This is a genomic window from Enterobacter sp. CFEC122, assembly GCF_052983755.1.
Genome location: NZ_JBRIQR010000009.1, coordinates 1 through 26,669 on the forward strand (window position 1 = coordinate 1; position 26,669 = coordinate 26,669).

The following is a 26,669-nucleotide window of genomic DNA, read 5'->3' on the forward strand; positions in this document are numbered from 1 at the left end:
GCACGACGCCTGCAGTGTGGCCGATGCCCGACGTCCACACTCCCGCGCTGCACTGGTAAGGCGTCAGGCGACAACCTTCGAGGTCGGCAATCAGCGCCAGCCCCTCAGGCGAGGTGTTAAGCAGACGAAAGTCAGGCATCAGCGCTGCCAGCGCCAGCACGGCGGCCACACTGCAACGTTTAACGATTGATTTCACGAATAGCCCCTTTGTCGAGTCCGAGCGATGTCAGATAGAGGTACGTCTTGCGCTTAAACCAGTAATTGGTCAGCGCGGTAAAAATGGCGCATCCGCCGCCCACGTAAAGCGCCATCTTTTCGGGGGACATTGCCCCGAGATACGCCAGCGCAACCGCCAGCCAGTACGCGATAAACGTGGTGATTTTTTCCATACTCAGTCCCATAGATTCACCGTTTCGGTTCTGGCCGCGCTGTCAGTCTCGGGCAGCTCAACTGCCGTGCCATGTGGCAGGATGACACCGAGCTCGGACAGGCCGGGATTAGCCTCTAAGACGGCTTCGACCACGCCCTCGGTGCGCCCGTAATACCGGGCGCAAATCGCGTCGAGGGTGTCGCCCTGCAGCGCATACGCTTTCATCAGATTTGCCCCACGATGCAGCGCGCTTTGTCCTGAATACGCGCCACAGACCAGCGCATATCCCGCCACATTTCATCGATTGTGCTGTCGATGCTGTCGGCCTTTTTGTCGCCTTTAGCAGTCGCATCCACGCCGCGAAAACGCTCATAAAGCGTGGCCGTCGTCATCGAGCACACGGCGTTGAAATAGAGGAAAACGCGCACACTCTCGCCGTCGAGCTTGTCGGTCGGGACATCCGCCAGCGTGGCGTAACCGGCATCGAGCTGAATTTCGCGCCAGTCGCTCAGCTCCGCGTTAGTCTCCGCAATGGCGGTCTTAATCGCCCGGCGCAGGCGCACGGGGGAAACGGTCTGCTCCAGCCGCATTTCTTCCCGCACGCGCTTCGGATCAACATCAGGAAAAAACGGGGTGTTTTTGATTACCGGCTCGCTCACGCCCGGTGGCGGTATTACCACGCCCGGCACATCCTGCGGCTCTTTGTTTTGCTCAATAATCAGCGTCGTCATGACAACCTCGGGTAATGGGTGGGCGGTGGACGCCGGTCGAAGTCAGGGCAATTGATACCCGCATTGACCGGCGTGCCGCCCGGCTCGGGGAGCGCTCGGTTAACCTGCGGTTTTTACCGCCTTTGGTGGACGCCCGCGCCGTGCCGCTGGTTTGGCGGCAGGTTTGCGCGTGCGCGGTTTAGTCGTTTTGGTTTTCGGTGTCGGTTCGGGTTTTGGCCTGAGCTGACGCTCTAACTGCTCGATGTCTTTTCGAACGCCGATGGCGCTCTCTAACTGGATCGCACGCTGCAGGTGCGCCAGTGCCTCGGGCAGTTGCTCTGCGTCACGCAGCACGTAGCCGGTGATTTTGTGCAGCTTCGCGCGCACGATGTCGGGCATATCCGCACGCTCGGTCAGCGCGAGGGTGTCGAGCAGGTTCGCCAGTTCGACAGGCTTTTTCGCACCGCGCAGGCGTTGCGCGGCCAGTGCCACCTCTTCGGCCAGAAGGTAAGGCGTCGGACGTCGACCGGTCGGCATGGTCAGGCCGTAGGTCATGGCATAACGGGCAATTTCCAGCGCCCCGGCGATATCGTCAGCATCGAGACGCCAGAGCATGACCGTCATGACGATGTCATCCTGTGCGCCCTTGCCGTTTGCGAGGACGCCCGCGACCCACGGCAGGTAAAACGGCAGCAGCTCGCGCTTTTTGTCTGCCTTGCGCTCATTGGAGCGGATTTGTTTCAGCGTGCGGTTGTCTGCGGCCAGCTTAACGAGCATCTGCTCATAGGCAGTTGCATTGCGCAGCGGGACAGCAGCCCGCTGCGCAGTTTCAGAGGCCGAGACCCGCATCATGTGACGCGCTGCGGGACTCGTCATGGCTTACTCTCCGCTTTCCGGTGCTGCAGGTGCGGTGAAGTCACCGAGCTTGATGTTTTCAATCAGGCAACCGGCGGCGTAAGCCTCGACCACGTAGTCAACATTCATCGACTCGTAGTTTTCGATGCGGTCTTTTTTCGGGTTTTCGATGATGCTGCGACGGTGCGCGTCATCCATGAAGTAGACAGACAGGTTGTCGAGACGCGTCACCATCAGCGCATCTGCCGGGAAGTAAGGCACGCGCACGGCTGGCAGGTTGCCGATTCGCTTCTGGCTGATGATGATGTCAGCGGCCAGCGACTCGGTGTTTGCCTGCTCTTTGTTGACGATCGGGAAATATTTATCCGCCATCAGCTTGCGCCCGGTGATGACGACGAGCTCCGGGTCATCCTGATAAATCTCGTCAATCAGGTTGCCGGTGGCATCCATGACCAGCGCGTCGAGGTTCGCATAGTCGCCGTTTTTACCCACGCGGATCACGTCAGAAATGACCGCTCCGTCCTCGTCGGTGATTTTGGACATCACACGCGCTGGCGCTTCATTGCGGTACTTCTGCAGCCAGCCGGTCGCCACATCCTGCAGCATCGGGTTTTTTACACGGTCTGACGTGTCGGCGCGCTTTATACCGTTGAAACCGGCCATGATGAAATCCAGCGACTGACGCTTGATAATGGCGTCACGGATACGGGTCTGGAAGTCCTGGAATCGCGCCCACAGGTCGAGCTGTTTGTAGCGGATATGGAAGTCAAAGTTAATCTGCGCGCACTCGTATTTGTTGGACTCCAGCGCGGTAAAGTCAGCGGTCTTACGCTCATCATCACCGGCGGTGTCGGCAGTGCTCGCAATTGTGCCGTTAACACCACCCCGACCTTTTCGCCTTTCAGCTCGTCGACCGGCACGATGTTGATTTTGGTCAGAAACGCAGATGACATCTGCAGGGTGGTCATAAGGGTTTGCGTGACCGACGGCTCGACGGTGAATTTCTTCGCCACGTCATCGGTGGAAACGCCGTTCAGCTCCGCGACGCGGGACAGGTAGGCATTAAATTTGAAGCGGGTATCTTTACGCATGGTTTTTCCTGTTCGGGTAAAAGGGTTCAGGCCGGGCAGCACGCCCGGCGTGTTATCAGCAGTTGGTCAGCAGCTCGCCGCCCGTACCGCCTTTTGAAAGCTCGCGGCGCGGCTGGCGCTGGCTTTCGGTGTTATCGAGGGAGCTTTTGAGGGCGTTAAACGCCTGCGAGCTTTCTTTGGCCTTGCTGGTCACGTCCTGCTTAAGCTGCGCAAAAGCGGTCTCCAGCTCGGTGACGCGCTGGTCGGTGGCGTTGAGATTGGTTTGTACCTGCTCGGTAACGGTGGTCACCGCCTCATGCACATCGGCGAAACGGGCGTCATCGCTGGCCTGCTTACGGCCAAAAATGGCCTTAACCATATCGGTCAGGTTGTTGAACATGGTGTCGGGAACGTCCTCAAACTCCAGCTCAGCCAGTGAGGCCACAGAAAAAACGTCGTCCGGCTGGTCTTTTTTACCGGCGAGCGGGTTCTGCGCGGCGCGGCTGCAGAATTCAAGATATTCGGTGCCGAGACTTGCCGGGTCATCGGTGACGGCAAGGCCAACGAGGTAACATTTGCCGCTGTTGGCAAAGTTCGGGCGGATCTCCATGGAGGTGTAAACCTTCTGTCCGGCCTTAACCATGCTGACCAGCTCGTCGAGCGGGGCGATTTTGCCAAACAGCGCTTTTTTGCCATCGAGCGCAGAGCCATCGCTGATAATCTCCGCTTTAAGCGCGGTCACATCGCCGTAGCGTTTAAACAGGCTGTCAGGCAACAACCCCCGGATATGTTCGAGGTTAATGCGGCAGCCGTAGACGCGAGGGTCGAACGTGTCGGCCATATCCTGAAGATCGTCGCCACTGAGGACGCGACCGTCGCAGGTGTCACCCTCGACGCCGATACGAAACCATTTAGAAACTTTCTTTGCCATTGTTCAGGTGTCCTGATGTTGGGTTTTCGGGTCGGGTTTAGTTTCCCGACTCTGACCCGTATCAGCCACCGCTTGCGCTCCTGTTAGATCTGATACAACAGGCACTTAGCGCGAATAACCCCCTATTTCCTTAGCCTTGCCTCGTCACACCAAAAACGAGGCAAGCATGACCATTTCAACTGACCTTTCTCTGTTAAATGACCCGAGACGACAGGCGCGGCTGCTGTACTGGCAGGGGTTCGCCGTGCCGCAAATCTGCGACATGCTGCAGCTCAAGCGCCCTACCGTGCAGAGCTGGAAACAGCGGGATGGATGGGAAGAAATCGCGCCGATTAACCGCGTGGAATCGACATTAGAGGCGCGGCTTATCCAGCTCTACGCTAAGCCAGACCTGACCGCGCATGACTTCAAAGTCGCGGATTTTTTGTCGCGCCAGATGGAGCGGCTCGCGCGCATTAACCGCTACGGCCAGACCGGAAACGAGGTGGATTTAAACCCCAATATCGCCAGCCGTAACAAGGGGGATCGCAAAAAGCCGAAACGAAACTATTTCAGCGAGGAGGCCATAGAGAAACTGGAAGAAATTTTCTTCGACCAGTCGTTTGATTATCAGCTCCGCTGGCATAAAGCGGGGTTAGAGCACCGCATCCGCCACATCCTAAAATCGCGACAGATTGGCGCGACGTTCTACTTTGCGCGCGAGTCACTCCTGCGCGCGCTTAAGACCGGGCAAAATCAGATATTTTTATCGGCGAGTAAAACGCAGGCGTATGTGTTCCGAAAGTACATCATCGCCTTTGCCCGTCTGGTTGACGTCGACCTGTCAGGCGACCCGATCGTCATCGGCAACAATGGCGCTGAGCTGATATTTCTCGGTACCAATTCCAACACCGCGCAGAGCCATAACGGCGACCTGTATGTCGATGAAATTTTCTGGATCCCCAATTTCCAGAGGCTGCGCAAAGTCGCCTCCGGCATGGCGTCACAATCACACCTGCGCACAACCTATTTTTCGACCCCGTCGACGCTGGCGCATGGCGCTTACCCGTTCTGGTCAGGCGAGCTGTTTAACCGTGGCCGCAGCAACCGCGACGAACGTGTCGACATCGATATCAGTCATCAGGCGCTCGCCGGTGGCGTGCTGTGCGGAGACGGCCAGTGGCGGCAGATTGTCACCATTGAGGACGCGCTGGCCGGTGGCTGCACCCTGTTTAACCTCGACCAGCTTAAGCAGGAAAACAGCGCGGATGACTTCCGTAACCTGTTTATGTGCGAGTTCGTCGACGATAAGGCGTCGGTATTCCCGTTCGAGGAGCTGCAGCGCTGCATGGTCGATGCGATGGAGGAATGGGAGGACTTCGAGCCGTTCGCCGACCGTCCGTTTAACTGGCGTCCTGTCTGGATTGGCTATGACCCGTCACACACCGGCGACAGCGCAGGCTGTGCGGTACTGGCTCCGCCGCTGGTTGCCGGTGGCAAGTTCCGCATCCTTGAGCGTCACCAGTGGAAAGGTATGGACTTTGCCGCACAGGCCGAGGCCATCCGGGCGCTGACCGAGAAATACACCGTTGACTATATCGGCATCGATGCGACCGGCATCGGCCAGGGTGTTTACCAGCTCGTGCGCTCATTCTTCCCGGCGGCGCGCGCCATCCGCTACACGCCGGAAATGAAAACCGCAATGGTGCTGAAAGCAAAAGACACCATTCGCCGCGGGTGTCTCGAATACGACGCCGGTGCGACCGACATCACTCAGTCATTTATGGCTATCCGCAAAACCATGACCAGCAGCGGCCGCAGCGCGACCTATGAAGCCAGCCGCAGCGAGGAAGCCAGCCACGCGGATATCGCGTGGGCGACCATGCACGCACTGTTAAACGAGCCGCTTTCCGCCGGAAGCGGTATGCAATCAAGTTCAATTCTGGATATTAACTAAGATGAAAAAACGCCAAAACAAACAGCCAAAACAGACCAGCATGACCGCCAGCACGCCGCAGAAAATGGAGGCGTTCACCTTTGGCGAGCCGTCACCCGTTCTGGATCGCCGCGACATCCTCGACTATGTCGAATGCATCAATAACGGCAAATGGTACGAGCCGCCGGTCAACTTCTCGGGACTGGCAAAAAGCCTGCGCGCAGCCGTACACCACAGCTCCCCGATTTACGTCAAGCGCAACATTCTGACCAGCACCTTTATCCCGCACCCGTTGCTGTCCCGTCAGGACTTCAGCCGCCTTGTGCTTGATTATCTGGTGTTTGCCAACGGCTATCTCGAAAAGCGCATGAGCGTGACCGGCCAGCTCTTTAAACTGGAAACCTCCCCGGCCAAATACACCCGTCGTGGTGTCGAGGATGGCGTTTACTGGTACGTGTCGAGCTTTACCCACCCGCACCAGTTTGCCCCCGGTTCGGTGTTTCATCTGCTTGAGCCCGATATCAATCAGGAACTCTACGGGATGCCGGAATACCTGAGCGCGCTCAATTCCGCCTGGCTGAATGAGTCCGCCACGCTGTTTCGTCGCAAGTATTACCAGAACGGCGCGCACGCGGGCTACATCATGTACGTGACCGACGCGGCGCAAAGCAGCACCGACGTTGAGGCGCTGCGCTCCGCGATGCGCGACTCGAAAGGGCTCGGTAATTTCAAAAACCTGTTTTTCTACGCCCCGAACGGGAAACCGGATGGCATTAAGATCGTGCCGTTGAGTGAAGTCGCCACGAAGGATGATTTTTTTAACATCAAGAAGGTGAGCGCTGCTGACCTGCTCGATGCGCACCGCGTGCCGTTCCAGCTCATGGGCGGCAAGCCTGAAAATATCGGCTCGATGGGAGATATCGAGAAAGTGGCGCGGGTATTTGTGCGTAACGAGCTGACGCCGCTGCAGGAGCGGTTTAAAGAGATTAACGATTGGTTAGGGATGGAGGTGATCCGCTTTAAGGATTACAGCATCGAGACCGACTAAACCCGCCCAAAATGCCGCCTCCGGGCGGCACATCCTCAGAGCAAGCCAGACGCCGCACACGCGACGCAACCCCGCCACCGCCTGACAATTCAACCTCACCGCTCAGCACGCCACCACGACGCGCACAGACGCGCAAAATAAATCCTGTCACCACGTCTGGCGCGCAGTGCTATCCCCGCCTCGCCTGCCCGCTTAACGGGTCGCTTTTAATGCAGGTGCATCAGGAGTTCCGAGCCGCGCCAGCTCTGGCGCTGGCTGGCAAACGCTGGAATAAAAAAAGAATGCAAACTCATGCACCTGATTCATGCGCCGCTGAAAAGGAACAATAACCGGGAAAATGACATTAAAAAACCGGCATTCACGGTGCCGGTTTGAGGAAGATTTTGATCGTACATTCTGCCTGTGCGATTGCTGATGCATACATTTGCAACAATCAACAGAATCAATGACATCTATCAAATTTTTAAAACAAGGGTTAACGTATTGATATAGATCCTTTTATTTGTGCATTCTAATGTGATTTAACAGATGTTTAATAACGTTCATGAGCTCATCTTTACTGGCTTTTTCGACCATTTTCGCGGTGTAGCTTTCGATCTCACGAGAGCTCAGATCGTTGTTTAGGGCCATTACAGTCAGAGTCTTTGCCCAATAGACAAACGAATCTTTACTAGATGATAGGGAATTATGCATGCCCAAGAACCTCGAATTGTTTAACCAACAGACTGCAGAAATCTTTGCATTGTTATGGGAGAACTTTCCTGTAGCGCAGGTTATAACCTACGAAAAGTTCAACGCCTCGCTACCTGATGACTACTTTGACCAGCTTAACTCACCGGAAATGAAAGCATTGAACCAATTGCGTTGTGTGGTTGAGGGAACATTCACCTTTCTTCAAGAAAACGGCTATATCCAGTATGAAACAGATCATCAATCTTATTTTCGAGATGTACGTCTTACCGAAAAAGCACTCTCCGTGCTAAACAAAAAACCTGATGCTCTGAGTGGAAATGAAAAAATGGGAGATAAAATTATTAATGCGGTAAAAGATGGCACACCTGGAGTTATAGCAGGTGCGGTGACAAATTTGCTAACACTCGGTGTGAATTTGATAACAAGCTGACGAACTAGATTTATTGCTACCCATCCTCATCAGCATTTAAATCTATTTAAATGCTGATGAGGTTGTTATAAGGTTTTTCAACAAAGCTAGAAAAGCAATTGATATAATGTAAATTTTAATTTGCAGTATTACTCTTTAAAGTAAGCACTTTCGATTTGTAACGCTGCTCAATAACTCCCATTGAATGTAAACGCCCAAAAAGCGTTTTTGCAATTGAGGTTTCCTTTGCATTTTCTGCATCTTTAATTATTTTCCAGTACTCAATATCCCTAGCCATCAATCGATGTTGTTCATTCCTAACTTTCAAGTGATTGCCTAAAACAATCACTCCGGTTACTAACTTAGGTTTATCTTTGGAATACAATTTTGTCTTTGTTGGATGCATAACGTGACCATGCTTACTAATAATTTTGCGCGTTACAGCACAGAATAATCTATTAACGTTAGCGCCAGAGAATGTAAGGTCGTCAACATACACAGTCATTTCAATCTTCAATTTTTGGCACAACTCGTGTATTTCATCAAACATTCTTGAATTTGCAAAAAAAGCCAAAGGCATACTAATTCTACTGCCTGTTGGTAAACGGTCATGACAAGTGCATATGTGAGATAAAATATCCGCAACATCACAAGACATTTTCATCACTGAATAGAAAAAAGAAAAAATCATCAACCTTGTTGTTGATGGAAAAAAGGCTTTGATGTCAGTAGTCATCATTTTTTCATTGTTAAGATGCGCTCGGGCATTGGTCACGTTAGAACATGCTTTCTTACCTGAGTGAAGATATAGCGGCAAACTAATGCGTGATAATAAACTAGCAATGCGAGTATGAACAACATCTAATTCTTCTAGAGGTTTTTGTATTTTTCGAGACTTACCTTTTTTAGATAATTGTTCAAAAATAGAATAATTACCTTCATCTTTCTTCAGGATTGAAAAATCACTAATATTAACACAAAGAAGTGCTGCAAGTTTTTTTTTGCTTTTAAGTTTATAAAATGGTGAATCCATCACACCATAAGATTTGTTTTTAGTGGAAATTTTAAGCTTTTTCCGTTTTTTCATTTCTTTTATTCACCCACTCCAGGATATCCAGAATTTTATCAGCCAGATTTAGACGTAACCGCTTAGACAAACGACCTTGTGTACCTAATGATTCTGAAAAAAAGACTAAAGATGTTACAGGTATGTCGAAATGAATAGCATAGCGCTGTAAAATTTCTACTGAAGGTGATGTGATGCCGCTTTCAAACTCTACTATTTTTTCTTTAGGAATACCCAAAGATGCTGATAACTCAACTAATGACTCTTTATGGTATTGCCTTATCAAACGAAGGGCTTTATGTAACATTAGGCAACTCCACGAAATTGAAACTAGGGAGGACGCATCACATATCTCCCCCTTCCAAATAGTCCACTAAACGTGTGATTAAATCAAACAGTCGAATACCCCATTTAACCGCTTCCCACGCATACGCAGCCCACTTTTTCCGGTTTGACTTGCTCTGCGCCTGCTGTTCGTTGGTTAATTTATCATTTTTCATGATTTTCTCCTTATGCCCACGGTGTGCAAACGTATGTTCGCTCAAGCACCGTGGTTCGCCCTCATAAGGATGAGATTGAACAGCACTAGCCCCCTGCTCCACGAACCCTTGGTCGCCCAAAGGGTTCGTATACCCATACGCCATACCATCTGGAGCAGCGATAACTCTGACGAGCGACGTCGCTTAGGTGCTCTGAGGCGTTGCGCGGGGTAAAAGTTAGAAAGCATCAGCTTTCCACGGGTAATAAATACCCAATTGGTGGCGATTTATCTCACTAACTAACCAATGCATGCATCATAGCAAGAAATTTTCTTCGCTTAATATACAACACTATAACTTATAGAAGTTACAACCTATAAATTAATAACAAAAGAGTATAAACCTCATTTCTTTCGAAGATAGAAGTTAAAAATACGAACCTATCCAATCATCCGCCACCGCGTAATTAAATATTTTATCGCCATAAATCACCGTTGCCCCACGCGCCAGCGCATCGAGCTCCCACCGTTCCGGGGTAATGCCCTCCTGCGCCAAATCGAAACGAATTTTTGCGACGCGATCCCTTTCGGGCTTTGTCATCCTGGCTGATGGCGCTTGCTCGCTGGCTTTGAGAGGCGCATTGCTTCTTTGCTGTCGATTTTTGCGCGGTGCGCCAGCTTTTAACGCCCCGTTAAGTACCTTCACGACGTCCGGCTCATTCCAGCCAATAACCCCGCGCTCAATCAGATTTAACACCGCTGCGGCTTGCTCAGACGGTGTAGGGATCATAACTGGATCGCCACCGCCGGTGAGCTTTCCACAGTTATTGACAGGACTCCGAGGCGCGGCAGAGCCGCTTTTTAAGGTCAAAGGCTCAACGACCAAAACCTTTGGAACAATGCGCCATTCGGCTGTACGGGTTACATGGACACGGTGAGCCCCGAGGTGAGGGGCATAAATCCCGATAACTCTCTCGATATCTTCCTCATATTCGTTGACCTCATCCGTCAGCTTTCGGGCGACCCTGACGGCCTGAGCATCACGCGGCATATTTGCCCCGCCCTGCGCGATGATATACAGGTCAAAATCGCCCTTATCTGCAGCCGCTCGCGCAGCCTCGACACGGTCGTCAAACTCGCTGGCGATACTCACGCCGCGCGGCAGCTTGCGCAGTTCGCGGTAAGCGCCCATTGTCGGGAGGCCAATCGGTTTAAACTGAGGGATGCGCCATGTAGACGCCCATGCGGTGACGGCTGCGGCCGTGTCTTTCAGGGGCTTGCCGGTGTCGTGGTCGAGCTGGCCGTCGAGCGCGTAGCCGTCGATATTTTTGGCAATGTATTTAGCGATGTAACCCGCCGCACCGCCCTGATTAAGATGACGGGACTCAAAGCGCTGTTTTGCCGCGCCCTTTTCGTGCCCGTCCTCTTTAAGGGCATAACGACGCATAATTTCGTTAATGGCTTTACGTTGACCGGGTTTGCAAAAAAGCATCATGTGCCAGTGTGGCGTGCCGTCGTGGTGCGGCTCGACAACACGCATCCCGTAAACTTCTAAATCGTTATCTTTGAACGCAGTGCGCATGAGGCTCCAGATTCGGCAAAGATAGCGCTGGCCGTCTTTGGGCGTGAATGCGGTTTCGTTCCAGCTGTGATTGAGCTGTACCGTTTTGCTTTCACCTTTGCCGACCTGACGAGTCGGGTGATACTTCGACGGCGTGGTCAGCGTGATAAACATTCCCACATCACCAACGCTGGCCGCGTAACGTTCAATCCCGGCGATGGTATTCATCAGCTCCATACGACGTATTTCAGGGTTTGAGATACTCCCCATGACCTTACTGATGAGGTCGATACGTTCGCCGGTGACTTTGTTTTCCAGCTCGCATGATTTGAGGTATTCAAGATTAGCCAGGCGGCGCGCGTGAACATCGCGGATCGCCCTTTTGCTGGCGTAAGGTGAGCGGTCTTTATTGACCTCACCGGCAGCGATGAGCAGCGCCTCGCACCAGCGCATACGCTGCGCCTTGAGCTGGTTAACCCACCACTCATCCTTAATCAGTCGGGAAATAGCGGAAAATGCCATGCGGATCGTCATCTGACCCTTACGGTATTTTTTCCAGTACATCGGGGTGATGTTAAATGCGCGAGCAATACCGGCCACTTGCCCGTATAGGTGCGACTGAGCTTCATCGGTGAAAAGTGTCTCTTTCCCGCCGTGAGCCTCCGCCCATGCGTCGCTTAACTCCTCGTATTTGCTCCAGAGCTGAGAGGCAATCCTGGCCGCAAATTTCCTGAGCTCTTTGTCATTCATATCTGGTAAGCGCGCATACTGGTCGCGCTCGGACAGAAACCCAATCGAGGCGGTTTCATTCATCCCGCACAACTCATTAACACGCTCAAGACGCGGCAGCAGCTTGCGCTCAAATGTGTTTTTAAGGAAATACAGCCCACCTAAAGGGCTCTTTTTACGGCGGATGAAGTTATAACGCGATGTAAACAGCGTTTGCAGGAAAAACGGCAGACGGTCAATCCGGTTTAAAACACCTTGCACCTGACGGAGTTCGGCACGTGTAAGGGGTCTGTCGCGGCCAATGGCTTCTTTGGTGACGTTATTCCAAGGATAAGCACCAACGAATGAATCACTGGCGCCCTTCAAAAAAGGTGGTGGTGGCGAGGGGGCAACACGCCCCCGAGGTTCGTTGGACATACTATTTAAAGGCGTCCAGACATTGCTTCCCCATGCGTTCAATCCGAGCTTCCAAAGCTGAGAAGCCGGTAAGATCGCTTGTCAAAAGATCATGCAAAACCAAGCCTGAGATAAGCTTAGGGATAGTTGGGTAGTAACCCACAACGTCCAACCATTCCTTACCTTCATTCTTCCCGGAAGTAGCGGTCTTTTTTTCCTGCAATATGAATTGATAGCGGTCACTGGTGATGACGTACTGGTTATTAATCTCGATGTGTATGCTCATTTTTGCTTCCTGTTAAAAGTGGTTAGCCAGCTCTACCGAAAATTGCGTTGTGTAACTTTTCCGACTCCTGACCTAATAACTCGATAATCTCGGTGCGATTAAGTTCTGACTTACTGATGTGCGCGATAAGCCCGTCAAACTGAGAAGATAAACGGGTCGCCGTGTCGCGCTGTGCCTCGCTTGCTGCCTGCGCCAGATGTGCCGAGGACATCCCCCGCTGCGCTGTATTTTGTTTTTGCATTTGCCTATCTCCGGACAAAAGGAGTCCCCACGCTGTAAGGCGCGTAATTAGTCGAATCCAGATTAATTAATGTAAATACTGCTCAGGTTTTACCGAGGTTAAAATGGTTGGTGCGTACTCAAAAAGGCTGAACAGCTCTCGCAGAGCGCGGAAAAGTTTGTCGCGCCAATAACAGCCCTCTTCATTCAAACGCCAGTGCGGCATCATAAATTCCTGCTCTGTCAGTCCCGCATGAAGAAACAGTGATCGCCTTTGGCTAACGGTCAGGCGGCTGATGAAAGTTGCTTTTGACACGCCAAGTTGGCGGTGCCGGGCGAATGCATTTCTCAATTCATCAAGCGCGCAAACAAGACGCTCACGATCGGCTTCGGTCATTTCCTCTAAGCGCATGACAGAGTGACGCTGTTTTAATTGAGCGTGGAAACAAACCGTAAGACGCTCCCGCTCCATCATCTGATTGTAAAAATCGCAAGTGTCCTGCCAGCGAGGCTGAGCCAGATACTTGCAGACCAGACCGCGAAGTGCTGTTGGTTGTTTCTGGATCACATCAAGTGTCATTACCGTCATAACCACAGTCCTCTCTTTTTGACCAAACGACGAAGCTTCTCGATAACACCCGTCTTACGGGTTCGGATGATGATGCCCTTACGTCCACGACCGTGAGTGATAGTGAAGTTGGTAGGTTTAGGACTTTCTCTTCGAAGCAACTGTGCAATACAGCGAGGTTCACTATTCATACTGGCTCCCCTAATCCGAGCCACATCAGCCAACCATCACGAATTTCCTTCGGACGGCTGTCATATGCCATCTTCATCCCCTTGTTCCAGGCAGGCAGATAAACCCAATATTCCCCTGCGCGCCCACTCGTTGACTGCGGATCAGTCATCTCGACTACAGGAAGCTTCCCCTTTTCAATCATGCCTTTAACGGCTGCAGGTGTTTTACCAATAAGGCGCGCGAATTCCTGGTATGGAACGGCGTCGCTCACACTATCAATGACCCTATTCATTTGTGAGTATTCCTCGTTAGTGTTTTAATTGCTCCTAATGGCTATTAATTGCCATATTGGAGCCATTAGTTTGCGATAACGAATTGAAGATTACTCCGTTATCGTTTTTCTATCAATAGTGGAGTGTTAATTACGATGATACCCGTAAATGAAAAGCTAGCGATCATGCGTGAGTCAGAACGTATGAATAGGAAAGAATTCAGTGACTTAACAGGCGTTCCATACAGCTCTCTTTCGAGTTACGAGAAGGGTGTAAAAGATATGGGCATACAGGCAGTGATGAAGATTTTGAATCATCCTCAGTTCAAAAAATACACTATGTGGTTCATGACAGAGACGATATCACCTGAAGCTGGGCAGATTGCACCGGCTCTCGCGCACTTTGGGCAGCAGACAACAACGTCATCCCACTCAGACCAGAAAACTGGCTAACTATTTATGGCGCTTATTTGTGCAGTAAATGCACAGTGAGTTTTTGCTATTTAAATCAGGACATTGAAGTACGCAGTAACATCATCGGGAGGCTTTATGTCTGTTAAAAAGCTCGATGATGGTCGATATGAAGTGGACATTAGACCGACCGGGCGTAACGGAAAACGCATCCGTCGGAAGTTCGACAAGAAAAGCGAGGCGATGGCTTTTGAAAAGCATACTCAATATAACCATCACTCAAAGGAATGGCTTTCAAAACCAACGGACAAACGCCAATTGTCGGAACTGAAAGAGTTATGGTGGAAGCTGAAAGGTAAACATGAGGAGCACGGTCAATCGTATCTCAGGAAAATTGAGCGTTTCGAAACGATGACCGGAAACCCGTGCGCTTTCCAGATCACCAAGAGCCTGATAACGCAATATTGTGCTCAACGTCGGGGTGAAGGTATTAAGCCAACTACCATCAACCGCGATCTGATCACGCTAGGTGGGATGTTCACAACCCTGATTGAGTCAGAACTGTATAACGGTGAGCATCCATTCAGGGGATTCAAAAAACTGAAAGAGCAGACAGCCGAAACGGGCTATCTCACTCTTGAGGAAATTGACGCCTTACTTGCTGCGCTCTCAGGTGATAATCGTAAAATTGCGGTTTTGTGTTTGAGTACCGGAGCAAGATGGGGAGAAGCTGCGCGATTGAAGGCGGAGAATGTGATTCATAACCGGGTGTCTTTCGTTAAGACGAAAACCAACACACCGCGCACGGTCCCGATCTCTGATGACGTTGCGGCTTACGTAGTCGGCAAAACACGAGGTTTTCTGTTTCCTGAGGCCAGTTATGCTGACTTCAGGCGAACCCTCAAAGAAGTTAAGCCCGATTTACCGGCCGGACAAGCAACACATGCGCTACGACACTCTTTCGCGACGCACTTTATGATTAACGGGGGCAACATCATCACACTGCAGAGGATCTTAGGTCATACGAAAATTGCGCAGACAATGGTCTATGCGCACTTCGCTCCTCAGTACCTGCAGGACGCGATTTCGCTTAACCCTTTGAAGGGTGCTAATGGTGGTCAGAGTGTCCACAATGTGTCCACACCCTAGCCGCTTTTTATGGCTTTTGACTGCTAGTAGTAAAACGTGAAGCCTTGTCTGGCGCGGTTTTCCAGTTACGCCAGACATTAAAAAGGCTCCCGCAGGAGCCTTTCATCAATCAGTGCAGCGACGCTAACCTCGCCGCAAACCCGACAAACAGCAGCCCTATCAGCCCGTTCCCCAGCTTTGCAAGTTTCTTTTTCGTTTTGAGATAGCGCGTGACAAATGCACCGGAGAAGATCAGGAAGCTCATGTACATGAAGCTTATCAACTCAAGCGTCGTCGCGAGGATAAGGAAAGAGGTACCGGTGTTCTGCGCATTCACGTCAATGAACTGAACAAAGAACGAGACGTAGAACAGAATCGCTTTTGGATTCGTCAGGCTCAGCACCAGCGAACGTTTCATGATCGTGCTGGCAGGCTCGGTGCCGCTTTCCTGAGCGTGATTCTGGCGGGTAATGACCGACCAGAGCATTTTGCCGCCCAGCCACAGCAGGTAGAAGGCGCCGAGATAACGCACGATATTAAACAGTACCGGTGTGGTCTGGATTAATGCCGCGACGCCCGCCCAAGCAAGAAACATCAGCACCGCATCGCCGATAAATACACCCGTGGCGGCCAGGTACCCTTTTTTAACGCCGTGTCCAATTCCAGTTTTAAGCACAAACAGGGTATTTGGCCCCGGTACCAGCACGATAAAAAACGCGCCAACAACATACGTCCAGAAATTCAGTACGCCAAACTCCGCAAACACTTCTTCTCCCTCCTTTTGCTCAACACAACAGGAATAGCGCTGCAACCACGCTACTCCCAAAAATCAGACCTTATAAAATCAGCGGGCACCATTACGGTGCCCTCATGGTACTCAGATATCTTGGACGGCGAACAGCAACGCGTTGCGGTGCCGGGTCATTCCACATTTTCTGATGGCGTGAATACGCATATTGCGGCGGGATTGTGCTTCCAGCCAACGAGCCTTGCGACGACTCACCTGTCGCAACATGCGCCAGCGCCCTACTTCTGTTCTACTGCGCTTCATGTCTACAACTCTTTCTCAAACAGAGACGCCATTATAAACCCAACCCGGCTGCAAACCAGCGCTTTTACCTGGCGTTTTTATTTGCCAGATGAATCCTGATGCGTACACTCATAACAATACGCTTTCAAAAGGATTTTTTTAACTATGACAACCTTCTACACCGTGGTGAGTTGGCTGGTCATTTTGGGATACTGGCTGTTAATCGCGGGTGTGACGTTACGCATCCTGATGAAGCGCAGAGCCGTACCCTCTGCCATGGCCTGGCTTCTGATCATCTACATCCTGCCGCTGGTGGGAATTATCGCCTATCTCTCTTTCGGTGAGCTTCATCTCGGTAAACGCCGCGCCGAGCGGGCCCGCGCCATGTGGCCCTCCACCGCGAAGTGGCTGAACGACCTTAAAGCCTGCAAGCATATCTTTGCCGAGGAGAACAGCAGCGTCGCCTCGTCACTGTTTAAGCTGTGCGAGCGCCGTCAGGGGATTGGCGGCGTTAAGGGTAATCAGCTCCAGCTGCTGACCTCGTCCGACGACGTTATGCAGGCGTTAATCCGCGATATCCAGCTGGCGCGTCATAATATCGAGATGGTTTTCTATATCTGGCAGCCCGGCGGGATGGCTGACCAGGTCGCGGAATCCCTGATGGCCGCGGCGCGACGCGGCATTCACTGCCGTCTGATGCTTGACTCTGCGGGCAGCGTGGCATTTTTCCGCAGTCCCTGGGCAGGGATGATGCGCAATGCCGGTATCGAAGTGGTCGAGGCGCTGAAGGTTAACCTCCTGCGCGTGTTTCTGCGCCGGATGGACCTTCGTCAGCACCGTAAAATGATCATGATCGATAACTATATTGCCTACACCGGCAGCATGAACATGGTTGACCCGCGCTTCTTTAAACAGGACTCGGGCGTGGGCCAGTGGGTGGATTTGATGGCGCGCATGGAGGGGCCGATTGCCACCTCGATGGGCATCGTCTACTCCTGCGACTGGGAGATAGAGACCGGCAAACGCATCCTCCCGCCACCACCGGACGGCAATATTATGCCGTTTGAAGAGGCCAGCGGTCACACTATTCATACCATTGCTTCCGGGCCGGGCTTCCCGGAGGATTTGATTCATCAGGCGCTGCTGACGGCGACCTACTCGGCGCGTGAATATCTGATCATGACGACGCCCTACTTTGTTCCCAGCGATGACCTCCTGCACGCGATCTGTACCGCGGCGCAGCGCGGCGTCGATGTGAGCATTATTTTGCCGCGCAAAAATGACTCCCTTCTGGTGGGCTGGGCCAGCCGGGCATTCTTTAGCGAACTGCTGGCTGCAGGGGTGAAGATCTACCAGTTCGAAGGTGGATTGCTCCACACCAAAAGCGTGCTTGTCGACGGCGAGTTAAGCCTGGTGGGAACGGTGAACCTGGATATGCGCAGCCTGTGGCTCAACTTTGAAATCACGCTGGTTATTGATGATGCCGGCTTTGGCGGCGATCTCGCGGCGGTGCAGGATGATTATATCTCCCGCTCGCGGCTGCTGGATGCCAGACTGTGGGTAAAACGTCCGCTGTGGCAGAGAATTGCCGAACGACTGTTTTACTTCTTTAGTCCGTTGCTGTAAAACGTGCCCAACGATGTTAAACAGGTAGTCATCATGGAAATGGATCTGAACAATCGCCTGACCGAAGACGAAACGCTCGAGCAGGCCTATGACATTTTTCTCGAACTGGCGGTTGATAACCTCGATCCCGCAGACGTGATCCTCTTTAATCTGCAGTTCGAAGAGCGCGGCGGTGCCGAACTGTTCGACCCTTCAGAAGACTGGGCTGAGCATGTGGATTTCGACCTGAACCCTGACTTCTTCGCCGAAGTGGTGATCGGGCTGGCCGATGAAGACGGTGGCGAAATTAATGATATCTTCGCTCGCGTCCTGCTCTGCCGTGAGAAAGACCACAAGCTGTGCCATATTCTCTGGCGCGAATAATAAAAAAGGCTGCGATTGCAGCCTTTTTTATTTACTCCGGCAACGGATTTCCGCAGCGGTGACAAAAACGCGCGTTGAGTTCATGTTCCCCCTGATGACATCGCGGACATTTGCGCTGCTGCTTGCGGCTCTGAAATGCGCTGCTCATGTGCGTGGTAATCAGCCCGGTCGGAATGGCAATGACCGAATAGCCAATCAAAATCAGCACTGAGGCCACAATTCGCCCCAGCGGCGTATGGGGCGTGATATCCCCGTACCCCACGGTCGTTACGGTCACGATCGCCCAGTAGACGGACGCATTGAGCGTCGTAAAGCCATATTTCGGCCCCTCAATCAGATACATCAGTGCGCCAAAAACAATCATGACAATGGCAATAAACGAATAGAACAGAATAAGCTGATGACGGGCGCTGACGATTGCGCTCCAGAATATGCGCAGTGAGGGCATAAAGCGCAGTAATTTCAGAATACGTAATACGCGAATAACGCGCATCGCTCGCCAGGCAAAGACATAGCTCAGGCTGATTTCCGGCCACAGCCACATGACGTAGAGCGGCAGAATGGTGGCTAAATCGATAAATCCCCAGAAGCTGAAAACATATCGGGCCGGGTTAGGCCAGGCAATCACTCGGAGGAGATATTCAGCGGTAAACACCAGGGTAATCGCCAGCTCAAGCCAGACAAAGACATGCCATTCGTCAAACGTCAGGTGGTATTGCGTCCCGGCACCCGATTCAATAAAGATGATAACCACGCTGAGGAGCGCAAATAAACCACAAAGACCCTCGAAGCGCCGTCCGGATACCGTTTCGGGATCGAATAAAACATGATAAAGCCGCCGACGGGCTGACGTGAATAAACGCGACACAGTGACCTCGCAAAAAATAAGGGCTGACATCATGTCAGCCCTTGCGATTATAACGGGTCTACTTTCAGGCAGGAAACCGCATGTCGGAAACTGCCTTCCAGAACCGGCCGCGTTTTCGCACATTCCGGCCCGGCCATTGGGCAGCGCGTGCGGAAGACGCAGCCCGACGGCGGGTTAATCGGTGAAGGCAATTCCCCTTCCAGAAGCTGGATGGTCTTATTCTTTTCCAGATCGGGATCGGGGATCGGCACCGCCGACATCAGCGCTTTGGTGTAAGGGTGCAGCGGATTGTGGTACACCTCGTCATAGGTGCCCAGCTCCACGGCGTGCCCCAGATACATCACCAGCACGCGGTCAGAGATGTGTTTCACCACGGCCAGGTCATGCGCGATGAAGATCAGCGACAGCCCCATTTCGCGCTGCAGCTTCTGCAGCAGGTTAACCACCTGCGCCTGAATGGAGACGTCGAGCGCGGAAACCGGCTCATCACAGATAATCAGCTTCGGTTCGAGGATCAGGGCGCGCGCAATACCAATACGCTGACACTGACCGCCAGAGAACTCGTGAGGATAGCGGTTGATGAGGTTAGGCAACAGCCCGACTTTCAGCATCATCGCCTTAACGCGATCGCGCACTTCCTGGCGGGACATCTTCGGATGATAGGTCCGCAGCGGCTCGGCAATAATCTCACCGATGGTCATACGCGGGTTTAATGACGCCAGCGGATCCTGGAAAATCATCTGGATATCGCTGCGCACGTCGCGCCACTCGTCGGGCTTCATGCCCAGCAGATCTTTACCCAGCCAGGCCACTTTGCCGTCGGTGGCTTTTACCAGACCGATAATGGCGCGCGCAAAGGTCGATTTACCGCAGCCGGACTCGCCCACCACGCCCAGGGTTTCCCCTTCGTACAGACGCAGCGTGACGCCGTCCACCGCTTTCAGGGTCTTCGACGGCTGCCAGAACCACTGTTTGCCGTCCTTGATGTCGAAATGCACTTTAAGGTCAGCAATTTCGAGCAGGACATTGCGTTTTTCATCTAATGCGTTCATACCAGCTCCTCCTGCGGCTTAAAGCAGGCGCGCAGACGGCCTGGTGCAAACTCTTCCAGCGGCGGTGCGCTGTTGCAGATTTCCATCGCGTGCGGACAGCGCGGCTGGAACGGACAGCCTTTCGGCAGGCGCAGCAGGTTTGGCGGGTTGCCCGGAATAGTAAGCAGAGATTCTCCTTCCGCATCGAGACGCGGCACCGCGTTCAGCAGACCAATCGAGTAAGGATGGGCTGGCTGATAGAACACCTCACGCGCTTTGCCGTATTCCATGGTACGACCGGCATACATCACCAGCACTTTGTCACAGATGCCCGCCACCACGCCCAGGTCGTGGGTGATCATGATAATCGCCGTGTTGAACTCACGCTTCAGCTCGTTCAGCAGGGTCATGATTTGCGCCTGAACGGTAACGTCCAGCGCGGTGGTCGGTTCGTCGGCAATCAGCAGTTTTGGCCGACACAGCAGCGCCATCGCAATCATCACGCGCTGACGCATACCGCCGGAGAACTCGTGCGGGAACATACGCATGCGCTTGCGCGCTTCCGGCATTTTCACCGCATCGAGCATTTTGACCGACTCTTCAAAGGCTTCGGCTTTGCCCAGACCTTTGTGCAGCATCAGGACTTCCATCAGCTGCTCACCGACGCGCATGTACGGGTTCAGCGAGGTCATCGGATCCTGGAAAATCATCGAGATCTGCTCGGCGCGCAGCTTGTTCAGCTCTTGCTCCGGCAGGTTGAGGATTTCACGACCGTTGAATTTCGCGGAACCGCCAATCACACCGTTAGCGGCCAGCAGGCCCATTAACGCAAAGGCGGTCTGGGATTTACCGGAACCAGATTCCCCCACGATACCGAGCGTTTCACCCGCGCGCAGGTTGAAGTTGAGATCGTTCACGGCGGTCACATCCCCGTCCGGGGTCTTAAAGGTGACGCGAAGATCTTTGACGTCCAGCAGAAGGTCGCTCCGCTGCTGCGCCTGTGGCGCGGTTGCCGTTTCAATCATTGTCATGACGGCGCTCCTTAACGGTCTTTCGGGTCGAGGGCATCACGCAGGCCATCGCCGATAAAGTTAAAACAAAACAGGGTAACGACCAGGAAACCCGCCGGGTATAACAGCAGCCACGGTGATACTTCCATTGAGTTTGCACCGTCACTCAGCAGCGCGCCCCAACTGCTCAGCGGCTCCTGCGTACCCAGACCGAGGAAGCTCAGGAAGGATTCAAACAGGATCATGCTTGGTACCAGCAGTGAGGCATAGACCACCACCACGCCAAGCACGTTAGGAACGATATGGCGAACCACGATATTCCCGGTAGAGACACCGCCGACCTGCGCGGCTTCGATAAACTCTTTGCGTTTGAGGCTCAGCGTCTGGCCGCGAACAATACGCGCCATATCCAGCCATGACACCATCCCGATGGCCACGAAGATCAACAGGATATTCTGACCAAAGAAGGTCACCAGCAGGATGACGAAGAACATAAACGGGAAGGAGTTCAGGATTTCCAGCAGACGCATCATCACCGAGTCCACTTTGCCGCCAAGGTAGCCGGACAGTGAGCCATAGAGCGTCCCGACGATCACCGCCACCAGCGCGGCAGCAATCCCGACCATCAGCGAGATACGCCCACCGATAGCGACACGCACCAGCAGGTCACGTCCGGATGAGTCCGTGCCAAAATAGTGGCCAGACTCCATATCCGGCGCGCTGGACATCATGCCCCAGTCGGTGTCGAAATAGGTAAATTGCGACAGCATCGGGGCAAGGGTCACAAACAGCGCGATGATCACCAGAACCACCAGACTCGCCACCGCCGCACGGTTGTGCATAAAGCGACGACGCGCGTCCTGCCAGAGGCTACGACCTTCCACTTCCAGTTTTTCACTGAAGTTTTCCAGCGCCTCGCTGTTTTTCTTACTCAACATCATGGCGTGCTCCAGTTAGTAACGGATTTTCGGGTCGATGACGGCATACAGCACATCGACGATAGCGTTAAAGAGAATGGTCAGCGCACCGACGAGAATGGTCAGGCTCAGTACCAGCGAATAGTCGCGGTTAAGCGCGCCGTTCACAAACAGCTGGCCAATGCCCGGCAGGCCGTAAATGGTTTCGATAACCATCGAGCCGGTGATGATCCCGACGAATGCTGGTCCCATGTAGGAGAGCACGGGCAACAGCGCCGGTTTGAGCGCGTGGCGGAAGATAATCCGACGCATCGGCAGCCCTTTCGCGCGCGCGGTACGAATGAAGTTCGAGTGCAGCACTTCGATCATTGAACCACGGGTGATACGCGCGATACTGGCGATGTACGCCAGGGATAATGCCACCATTGGCAAAATCATGAACTTTAATGCCCCGCCGTTCCAGCCGCCGCCAGGCAGCCACTTCAGCGTAATGGCAAATATCATCACCAGTAATGGCGCGACAACGAAGCTGGGTATGACTACCCCGGTCATTGCCACCCCCATTACGGCATAATCCCATTTGGTATTTTGTCTGAGCGCGGCGATGACGCCTGCGGTGACCCCGAAAACGATCGCCAGAATGAATGCCGCAGCACCCAATTTCGCCGAAACCGGGAAGCTGGACGCCACCAGGTCGTTAACGGAATAGTCTTTATATTTAAATGACGGTCCAAAATCACCGTGGGCCAGCTGCTTCAGGTAATTGAAGTACTGGGTAGAGATAGGATCGTTTAAGTGGTATTTCGCTTCGATATTCGCCATCACTTCTGGCGGCAGCGTACGCTCACCGGTAAATGGACTTCCCGGCGCAAGGCGCATCATGAAGAAGGAAATCGTGATGAGAATAAATAGCGTTGGAATCGCTTCAAGACAGCGACGTAGGATAAATTTCAACATTGCCCGTACCTTCTGGCGTGTGCCTATATAATGTGACGTTGGTTAGACACCGTGGGGCGAGCACGCCCGCCCCACTCATTGCCATTAATGCTTGATAATATACAAGTTTTTAACGTAGATATTATCCATCGGGTCTTTACCGGTGTACCCACCTACCCACGGTTTCACCAGACGGGCGTTAACGTAGTAGTAAACCGGAACGATCGCGGAATCTTTATCCAGCTGCTGCTCAGCTTTCGAGTACAGTTCAGTACGCTGTGCTTCGTCAGTGGTTTTCAGCGTGTCAGCAATCAGCTTGTCAAACGCCGGGCTCTTATAGTGCGCGGTGTTGTTTGAGCTGTCGCTCAGCATGGTGTTCAGGAAGGAGGTCGGTTCGTTATAGTCCGCACACCAGCCGGCACGCGCCACGTCAAAGGTGCCCTGATGACGGCTGTCGAGGAAGGTCTTCCACTCTTGGTTCTCCAGCTTCACGTTCGCGCCCAGGTTCTTTTTCCAGATCGAGGCGACGGCGATAGCCAGTTTTTTGTGCAGATCCGACGTGTTGTACAACAGGCTGAAGGTCAGCGGCTTATCGGCGGTATAGCCCGCTTCGGCCAGCAGTTTCTTCGCTTCTGCGTTACGCTGTTCCTGCGTCTGTTTGAACCAGTCTGGCTCGGTCAGTTTTGCGCCATCGGTGTAAGGAGGGGTATAGCTGTATGCCGGCAGATCGCCCTGGTTTTTCACTTTGTTCACGATGATATCGCGATCCAGTGCCAGCTTCAGCGCAGTACGAACACGTACGTCGGTGAACGGTGCTTTCTGGTTGTTGATTTCATAGTAGTAGGTGCACAGGTACGGGTCGACGTGAACTTCTTTCGGGATCTCTTTCTTCAGCTTCTGGAACAGTTCAATCGGCATGTTGTTATAGGTCATGTCGATTTCGCCGCTGCGGTAGCGGTTGACGTCAGTCACTTCGGAAGAAATTGGCAGGTAGGTCACCTGATTAATCACGGTTTTAGCGTTGTCCCAGTATTGCGGGTTACGCTCAAGCACCATACGCTCGTTGACCACCCAGTCTTTCAGCTTATAGGCGCCGTTGGTCACGATATTGGCAGGCTGGGTCCATTTTTCACCAAATTTTTCCACCGCGGATTTTGGTACCGGGGAGACGGACGGGTGCACCAGCAGCTTATAGAAGTACGGAACAGGTTCGCTCAACGTGACTTCGAAGGTATTGGCATCGATCGCTTTAACGCCCAGATCGGTGATCGGTTTTTTGCCCGCGATGATGTCATCAATATTGGCAATATGGCCATATTGCAGGTAGCTCGCATACGGAGAGGCGGTCGTTGGATTCGCCAGACGCTGCCAGCTATAAACGAAATCTTCAGCCGTGACCGGCGTACCGTCGGACCATTTCGCATCTTTACGCAGATGGAAGGTCCAGACTTTGAAATCTTTGTTTTCCCATTTTTCTGCCACGCCCGGTGCCGGGTGGCCGTCTACGTCAGTGACCAGCAGGCCTTCGAACAGGTCGCGGTTAACGTTAGACTCAGGAACACCTTCAATTTTGTGCGGGTCAAGAGACTGAACTTCCGCACCGTTGTTACGCACCAGCGTCTGCTTCTCCGCCAGCTGAACACCTGCAGGAACGTCCGCAGCCATTGCAGCGTTTCCCGCGATTAGCGCAGTTAAAATCCCCGCCGCTACCAGATTTTTTTTTGTGATGATGGACATTGTGTTGATACTCCACTCATTATAATGACTGGCCTTCGCCAGCTGTGTAATCCCCTGTTGGGGCCTGTACAGCGCAGGAGTTTTTTTTGCTGCTGTCAGGTTCTTCTTTTACTGCTTGCTATCACCGACTTTTTTATTACTGACCGCTCGTATGGCAGTCTTGCGTCGATTCTTTACAGGCCTCCCCTGTTTGAGACCTGTTCTGGATATCCGAGATGAGAACTATATGAAAATAATTCTCATCTGATTGTTTTATGCTGCAAAATATTAGGCCGGAAAGTATCAAATGGCGTAATCGTGCGCCAATACATTTTGCAAATTTGTTAAGCAATTCTCTTTTACGGTGAGTACCGTATCGTTGAGGGCAGCCCTGCCGGACATCGAACATCACTATAAAGACATGATATTCAATAGGATAGAGAAAATTTTCTCTACAAGCGCGTCGCTGCGCTATCATCGTGTGATTTTGTACAAAAATTTAACAACTGGTTATTATTTAGCACATTCATCTAGGGGAATGTTGAAATTACTAATATCATTTCGGTTATCTCTCAGCAAGCCCCAGAGTATCATGTGAGTAAAATAACAGAGCGATCGAAGATTTTCTGCGCAGGCGGGGTAAGGCGGAATTAATAACCTATTGAAATACAAGAAATGAACATTATTAGTAGAATTTATTATGATATGTGAGCATTTCAACTTTAGTTATATGATTTGCTGATAATCACGTATAAAAAACGGAGCCGTCGCTCCGTTCTTTCATATGAAGGATTAATGCAATAATCCGGGGAAAATGCTTTTAATACCCGTGACGATGAATTCGATCCCTAACGCCATCAGCAACAGGCCCATGATACGCGTAATGACGTTGATGCCCGTTTGACCCAGCAAGCGCACCAGCCAGGGTGCCATGCGGAACACCCCCCAACAGCAGAGCGCAAAAATGGCAATAGCCACTGAAAAGCCAATCAGGTGCATCAGGCTATGATAACGCGTGCCCCAGACGATGGTTGAACTGATGGCACCCGGACCGGCCATGAGCGGTAAGGCCAGCGGCACCACGCCAATGCTTTCACGGATGGCGGTTTCTGACTTCTCTTGTTTATTCTGCTTATCCTCGCCAAGCTTACCGCTGATCATGGACATGGCGATGGTCACGACCAGGATCCCACCTGCAATGCGGAAAGAATCTATCGAAATCCCGAAAAGCTGGAGAATCGTGTCACCCAGAAAAAGAGAGGTGAGCAATATGATCGCCACCGACAGGTTAGCGGTGAGGTTGGTCTTATTCCTGGCCGCCGCTGTCTGGTAACTCGTCATACTAATGAAGACAGGAATGATCCCCACCGGGTTGACCAGGGCAAACAAACCAATAAAAAATTTAAAATACGTTGGAAAATCAAAGAGCGTTTGGATCACGTTTTGCTCCGCTTATACATATGCCCTGGACTGACAATTTGTCATGAGAAATCGCGCTGAAGATACCCTTTTTATCAGCATACTTCACTTGAAATCTGTACCAAAACGTTATCATTTCAGGATGTTAAACATTTGTATAATCAATGATAGTGCCGCTTCCAATACTTACGTAATTATTTAACATTGGAAAAATCAGCACGAAATAACCCTGCTGAAAGGTATCAGCTTAGGGGAAAATTGATGCAGATCATGATTTCCGTACTCAGAAGTGAGTAATCTTGGTTACACCCCCAGGGAGGCCACCTGCCAAAAAGGGATGATGCTAAGGTAAGGCTCTTTTAGTAAATTAGTGTGCTGGTGTAGAAAGTAACTCTTTGTTTTATTTTGTGTTACGCAAGTGCTATCGGCTCTGTCTATACTGTGTGACGTATCGAGCGCTGGTTTACT

Annotated in this window: 31 protein-coding genes and 1 pseudogene; 7 read left to right on the top strand and 25 right to left on the bottom strand. The window is 52.1% G+C overall.

Translation table 11 applies throughout. The features are described from left to right. From ACVCAM_RS08115 to ACVCAM_RS08145, 7 genes and pseudogenes are all read right to left on the bottom strand, one after another. A partial coding sequence (locus tag ACVCAM_RS08115) for a glycoside hydrolase family protein (RefSeq protein WP_447093565.1) occupies nt 1–196 on the bottom strand: 196 nt, incomplete at its 3' end. Next, on the bottom strand, nt 180–401 hold the full coding sequence (locus tag ACVCAM_RS08120) for a hypothetical protein (RefSeq protein ID WP_017382980.1): 222 nt from the start codon (nt 399–401) through the stop codon (nt 180–182). The genes ACVCAM_RS08120 and ACVCAM_RS08115, both read right to left, overlap by 17 nt. Next, a complete protein-coding gene (locus ACVCAM_RS08125; protein WP_248260813.1) occupies nt 392–595 on the bottom strand; it encodes a tail protein X in 204 nt (67 codons plus the stop codon). The genes ACVCAM_RS08120 and ACVCAM_RS08125 overlap by 10 nt, the downstream gene beginning before the upstream one ends. Further along, nucleotides 595–1,101, bottom strand: coding sequence for a head completion/stabilization protein (locus ACVCAM_RS08130; RefSeq protein ID WP_447093566.1), 507 nt, complete (start codon nt 1,099–1,101; stop codon nt 595–597). The genes ACVCAM_RS08125 and ACVCAM_RS08130 overlap by 1 nt, the downstream gene beginning before the upstream one ends. Before the next feature lie 99 nt (nt 1,102–1,200). Continuing rightward, nucleotides 1,201–1,956, bottom strand: coding sequence for a phage terminase small subunit (locus tag ACVCAM_RS08135; protein WP_447093567.1), 756 nt, complete (start codon nt 1,954–1,956; stop codon nt 1,201–1,203). A 3-nt stretch (nt 1,957–1,959) separates the two neighbouring features. After that, nucleotides 1,960–3,026 (bottom strand): annotated as a pseudogene (locus ACVCAM_RS08140) (phage major capsid protein, P2 family). A gap of 55 nt (nt 3,027–3,081) precedes the next feature. Beyond that, entirely contained in the window at nt 3,082–3,936 is an 855-nt protein-coding gene (locus ACVCAM_RS08145; RefSeq protein WP_248260817.1) for a GPO family capsid scaffolding protein, read from the bottom strand. Nucleotides 3,937–4,102: 166 nt separating this feature from the next. On the opposite strand from ACVCAM_RS08145, the gene ACVCAM_RS08150 reads away from it, so the two are divergent. Both ACVCAM_RS08150 and ACVCAM_RS08155 read left to right on the top strand, forming a co-directional pair. Further along, nucleotides 4,103–5,872: a terminase ATPase subunit family protein gene (locus ACVCAM_RS08150; protein ID WP_248260818.1), complete on the top strand. Its 1,770-nt coding sequence runs from the start codon at nt 4,103–4,105 to the stop codon at nt 5,870–5,872. 1 nt (nt 5,873) lies between these two features. Continuing rightward, nucleotides 5,874–6,899, top strand: coding sequence for a phage portal protein (locus ACVCAM_RS08155; protein WP_248260819.1), 1,026 nt, complete (start codon nt 5,874–5,876; stop codon nt 6,897–6,899). A 498-nt stretch (nt 6,900–7,397) separates the two neighbouring features. On the opposite strand, the gene ACVCAM_RS08160 is transcribed toward ACVCAM_RS08155, so the two are convergent. Next, nucleotides 7,398–7,592: a hypothetical protein gene (locus tag ACVCAM_RS08160; protein WP_047352903.1), complete on the bottom strand. Its 195-nt coding sequence runs from the start codon at nt 7,590–7,592 to the stop codon at nt 7,398–7,400. Here ACVCAM_RS08160 and ACVCAM_RS08165 point away from each other — a divergent pair. Further along, on the top strand, nt 7,591–8,022 hold the full coding sequence (locus tag ACVCAM_RS08165; protein WP_248260820.1) for a hypothetical protein: 432 nt from the start codon (nt 7,591–7,593) through the stop codon (nt 8,020–8,022). The two genes, ACVCAM_RS08160 and ACVCAM_RS08165, sit on opposite strands and share 2 nt — an antisense overlap. A 115-nt stretch (nt 8,023–8,137) precedes the next feature. Here the strand turns inward: ACVCAM_RS08165 and ACVCAM_RS08170 are convergent, their stop codons facing one another. The 8 genes from ACVCAM_RS08170 to ACVCAM_RS08205 form a co-directional block, all read right to left on the bottom strand. Continuing rightward, nucleotides 8,138–9,088 (bottom strand): reverse transcriptase family protein, encoded by a 951-nt coding sequence (locus ACVCAM_RS08170; RefSeq protein ID WP_248260821.1) that lies wholly within the window; start codon nt 9,086–9,088, stop codon nt 8,138–8,140. Next, nucleotides 9,066–9,374: a helix-turn-helix domain-containing protein gene (locus tag ACVCAM_RS08175; protein ID WP_072059096.1), complete on the bottom strand. Its 309-nt coding sequence runs from the start codon at nt 9,372–9,374 to the stop codon at nt 9,066–9,068. Before ACVCAM_RS08175 ends, ACVCAM_RS08170 begins: the two co-directional genes overlap by 23 nt. A gap of 37 nt (nt 9,375–9,411) precedes the next feature. Beyond that, the gene (locus ACVCAM_RS08180; RefSeq protein WP_165586792.1) at nt 9,412–9,567 is read right to left on the bottom strand and encodes a hypothetical protein; all 156 of its coding nucleotides are present in this window, start codon (nt 9,565–9,567) and stop codon (nt 9,412–9,414) included. Between the two features lie 405 nt (nt 9,568–9,972). Next, nucleotides 9,973–12,252: a replication endonuclease gene (locus ACVCAM_RS08185; RefSeq protein ID WP_248260822.1), complete on the bottom strand. Its 2,280-nt coding sequence runs from the start codon at nt 12,250–12,252 to the stop codon at nt 9,973–9,975. 1 nt (nt 12,253) lies between these two features. Further along, nucleotides 12,254–12,517, bottom strand: coding sequence for a DUF5405 family protein (locus tag ACVCAM_RS08190; protein WP_014884151.1), 264 nt, complete (start codon nt 12,515–12,517; stop codon nt 12,254–12,256). A 22-nt stretch (nt 12,518–12,539) separates the two neighbouring features. Then, nucleotides 12,540–12,758, bottom strand: a complete 219-nt coding sequence (locus ACVCAM_RS08195; protein WP_062935720.1) for a DUF2732 family protein — start codon at nt 12,756–12,758, stop codon at nt 12,540–12,542. A 66-nt stretch (nt 12,759–12,824) separates the two neighbouring features. Beyond that, a complete protein-coding gene (locus ACVCAM_RS08200) occupies nt 12,825–13,325 on the bottom strand; it encodes a hypothetical protein (RefSeq protein WP_029883441.1) in 501 nt (166 codons plus the stop codon). Nucleotides 13,326–13,491: 166 nt separating this feature from the next. Continuing rightward, entirely contained in the window at nt 13,492–13,767 is a 276-nt protein-coding gene (locus tag ACVCAM_RS08205) for a regulatory phage cox family protein (RefSeq protein ID WP_032658818.1), read from the bottom strand. A gap of 135 nt (nt 13,768–13,902) precedes the next feature. On the opposite strand from ACVCAM_RS08205, the gene ACVCAM_RS08210 reads away from it, so the two are divergent. Next, entirely contained in the window at nt 13,903–14,199 is a 297-nt protein-coding gene (locus ACVCAM_RS08210; protein ID WP_032658822.1) for a helix-turn-helix domain-containing protein, read from the top strand. A 96-nt stretch (nt 14,200–14,295) separates the two neighbouring features. Next, nucleotides 14,296–15,306, top strand: coding sequence for a phage integrase (locus tag ACVCAM_RS08215; RefSeq protein ID WP_032666330.1), 1,011 nt, complete (start codon nt 14,296–14,298; stop codon nt 15,304–15,306). A 109-nt stretch (nt 15,307–15,415) separates the two neighbouring features. Here ACVCAM_RS08215 and leuE read toward each other — a convergent pair whose 3' ends face one another. After that, nucleotides 15,416–16,051, bottom strand: a complete 636-nt coding sequence (gene leuE / locus ACVCAM_RS08220) for a leucine efflux protein LeuE (RefSeq protein WP_008502792.1) — start codon at nt 16,049–16,051, stop codon at nt 15,416–15,418. A 111-nt stretch (nt 16,052–16,162) separates the two neighbouring features. Beyond that, nucleotides 16,163–16,336 (bottom strand): YciY family protein, encoded by a 174-nt coding sequence (locus ACVCAM_RS08225; RefSeq protein ID WP_021240326.1) that lies wholly within the window; start codon nt 16,334–16,336, stop codon nt 16,163–16,165. 144 nt (nt 16,337–16,480) lie between these two features. On the opposite strand from ACVCAM_RS08225, the gene cls reads away from it, so the two are divergent. Together cls and ACVCAM_RS08235 are read left to right on the top strand one after the other, a co-directional pair. Continuing rightward, complete coding sequence (gene cls / locus ACVCAM_RS08230; RefSeq protein ID WP_008502791.1) at nt 16,481–17,941, top strand: cardiolipin synthase; 1,461 nt, start codon at nt 16,481–16,483, stop codon at nt 17,939–17,941. A 33-nt stretch (nt 17,942–17,974) separates the two neighbouring features. After that, on the top strand, nt 17,975–18,304 hold the full coding sequence (locus ACVCAM_RS08235; protein ID WP_006810881.1) for an HI1450 family dsDNA-mimic protein: 330 nt from the start codon (nt 17,975–17,977) through the stop codon (nt 18,302–18,304). A 31-nt stretch (nt 18,305–18,335) separates the two neighbouring features. Here the strand turns inward: ACVCAM_RS08235 and ACVCAM_RS08240 are convergent, their stop codons facing one another. The 7 genes from ACVCAM_RS08240 to ACVCAM_RS08270 all read right to left on the bottom strand — a co-directional run bounded on the left by ACVCAM_RS08240 (nt 18,336) and on the right by ACVCAM_RS08270 (nt 26,222). Beyond that, a complete protein-coding gene (locus tag ACVCAM_RS08240) occupies nt 18,336–19,205 on the bottom strand; it encodes an ion transporter (RefSeq protein WP_031274926.1) in 870 nt (289 codons plus the stop codon). Nucleotides 19,206–19,219: 14 nt separating this feature from the next. Continuing rightward, nucleotides 19,220–20,224 (bottom strand): murein tripeptide/oligopeptide ABC transporter ATP-binding protein OppF, encoded by a 1,005-nt coding sequence (gene oppF / locus ACVCAM_RS08245; RefSeq protein ID WP_008502789.1) that lies wholly within the window; start codon nt 20,222–20,224, stop codon nt 19,220–19,222. Then, the gene (gene oppD, locus ACVCAM_RS08250) at nt 20,221–21,234 is read right to left on the bottom strand and encodes an ABC transporter ATP-binding protein (protein ID WP_023344346.1); all 1,014 of its coding nucleotides are present in this window, start codon (nt 21,232–21,234) and stop codon (nt 20,221–20,223) included. Before oppD ends, oppF begins: the two co-directional genes overlap by 4 nt. Nucleotides 21,235–21,245: 11 nt before the next feature. Further along, entirely contained in the window at nt 21,246–22,154 is a 909-nt protein-coding gene (gene oppC, locus ACVCAM_RS08255) for an oligopeptide ABC transporter permease OppC (protein WP_008502787.1), read from the bottom strand. A gap of 12 nt (nt 22,155–22,166) precedes the next feature. Then, nucleotides 22,167–23,087 (bottom strand): oligopeptide ABC transporter permease OppB, encoded by a 921-nt coding sequence (gene oppB / locus ACVCAM_RS08260; RefSeq protein ID WP_008502786.1) that lies wholly within the window; start codon nt 23,085–23,087, stop codon nt 22,167–22,169. Between the two features lie 84 nt (nt 23,088–23,171). Then, nucleotides 23,172–24,803, bottom strand: a complete 1,632-nt coding sequence (gene oppA, locus ACVCAM_RS08265) for an oligopeptide ABC transporter substrate-binding protein OppA (RefSeq protein ID WP_008502785.1) — start codon at nt 24,801–24,803, stop codon at nt 23,172–23,174. Nucleotides 24,804–25,574: 771 nt separating this feature from the next. Further along, nucleotides 25,575–26,222 carry a YchE family NAAT transporter gene (locus ACVCAM_RS08270; protein WP_008502784.1) on the bottom strand — a complete coding sequence of 216 codons (648 nt, stop codon included), beginning with the start codon at nt 26,220–26,222 and terminating at the stop codon, nt 25,575–25,577. Between the last annotated feature and the right edge of the window lie 447 nt (nt 26,223–26,669).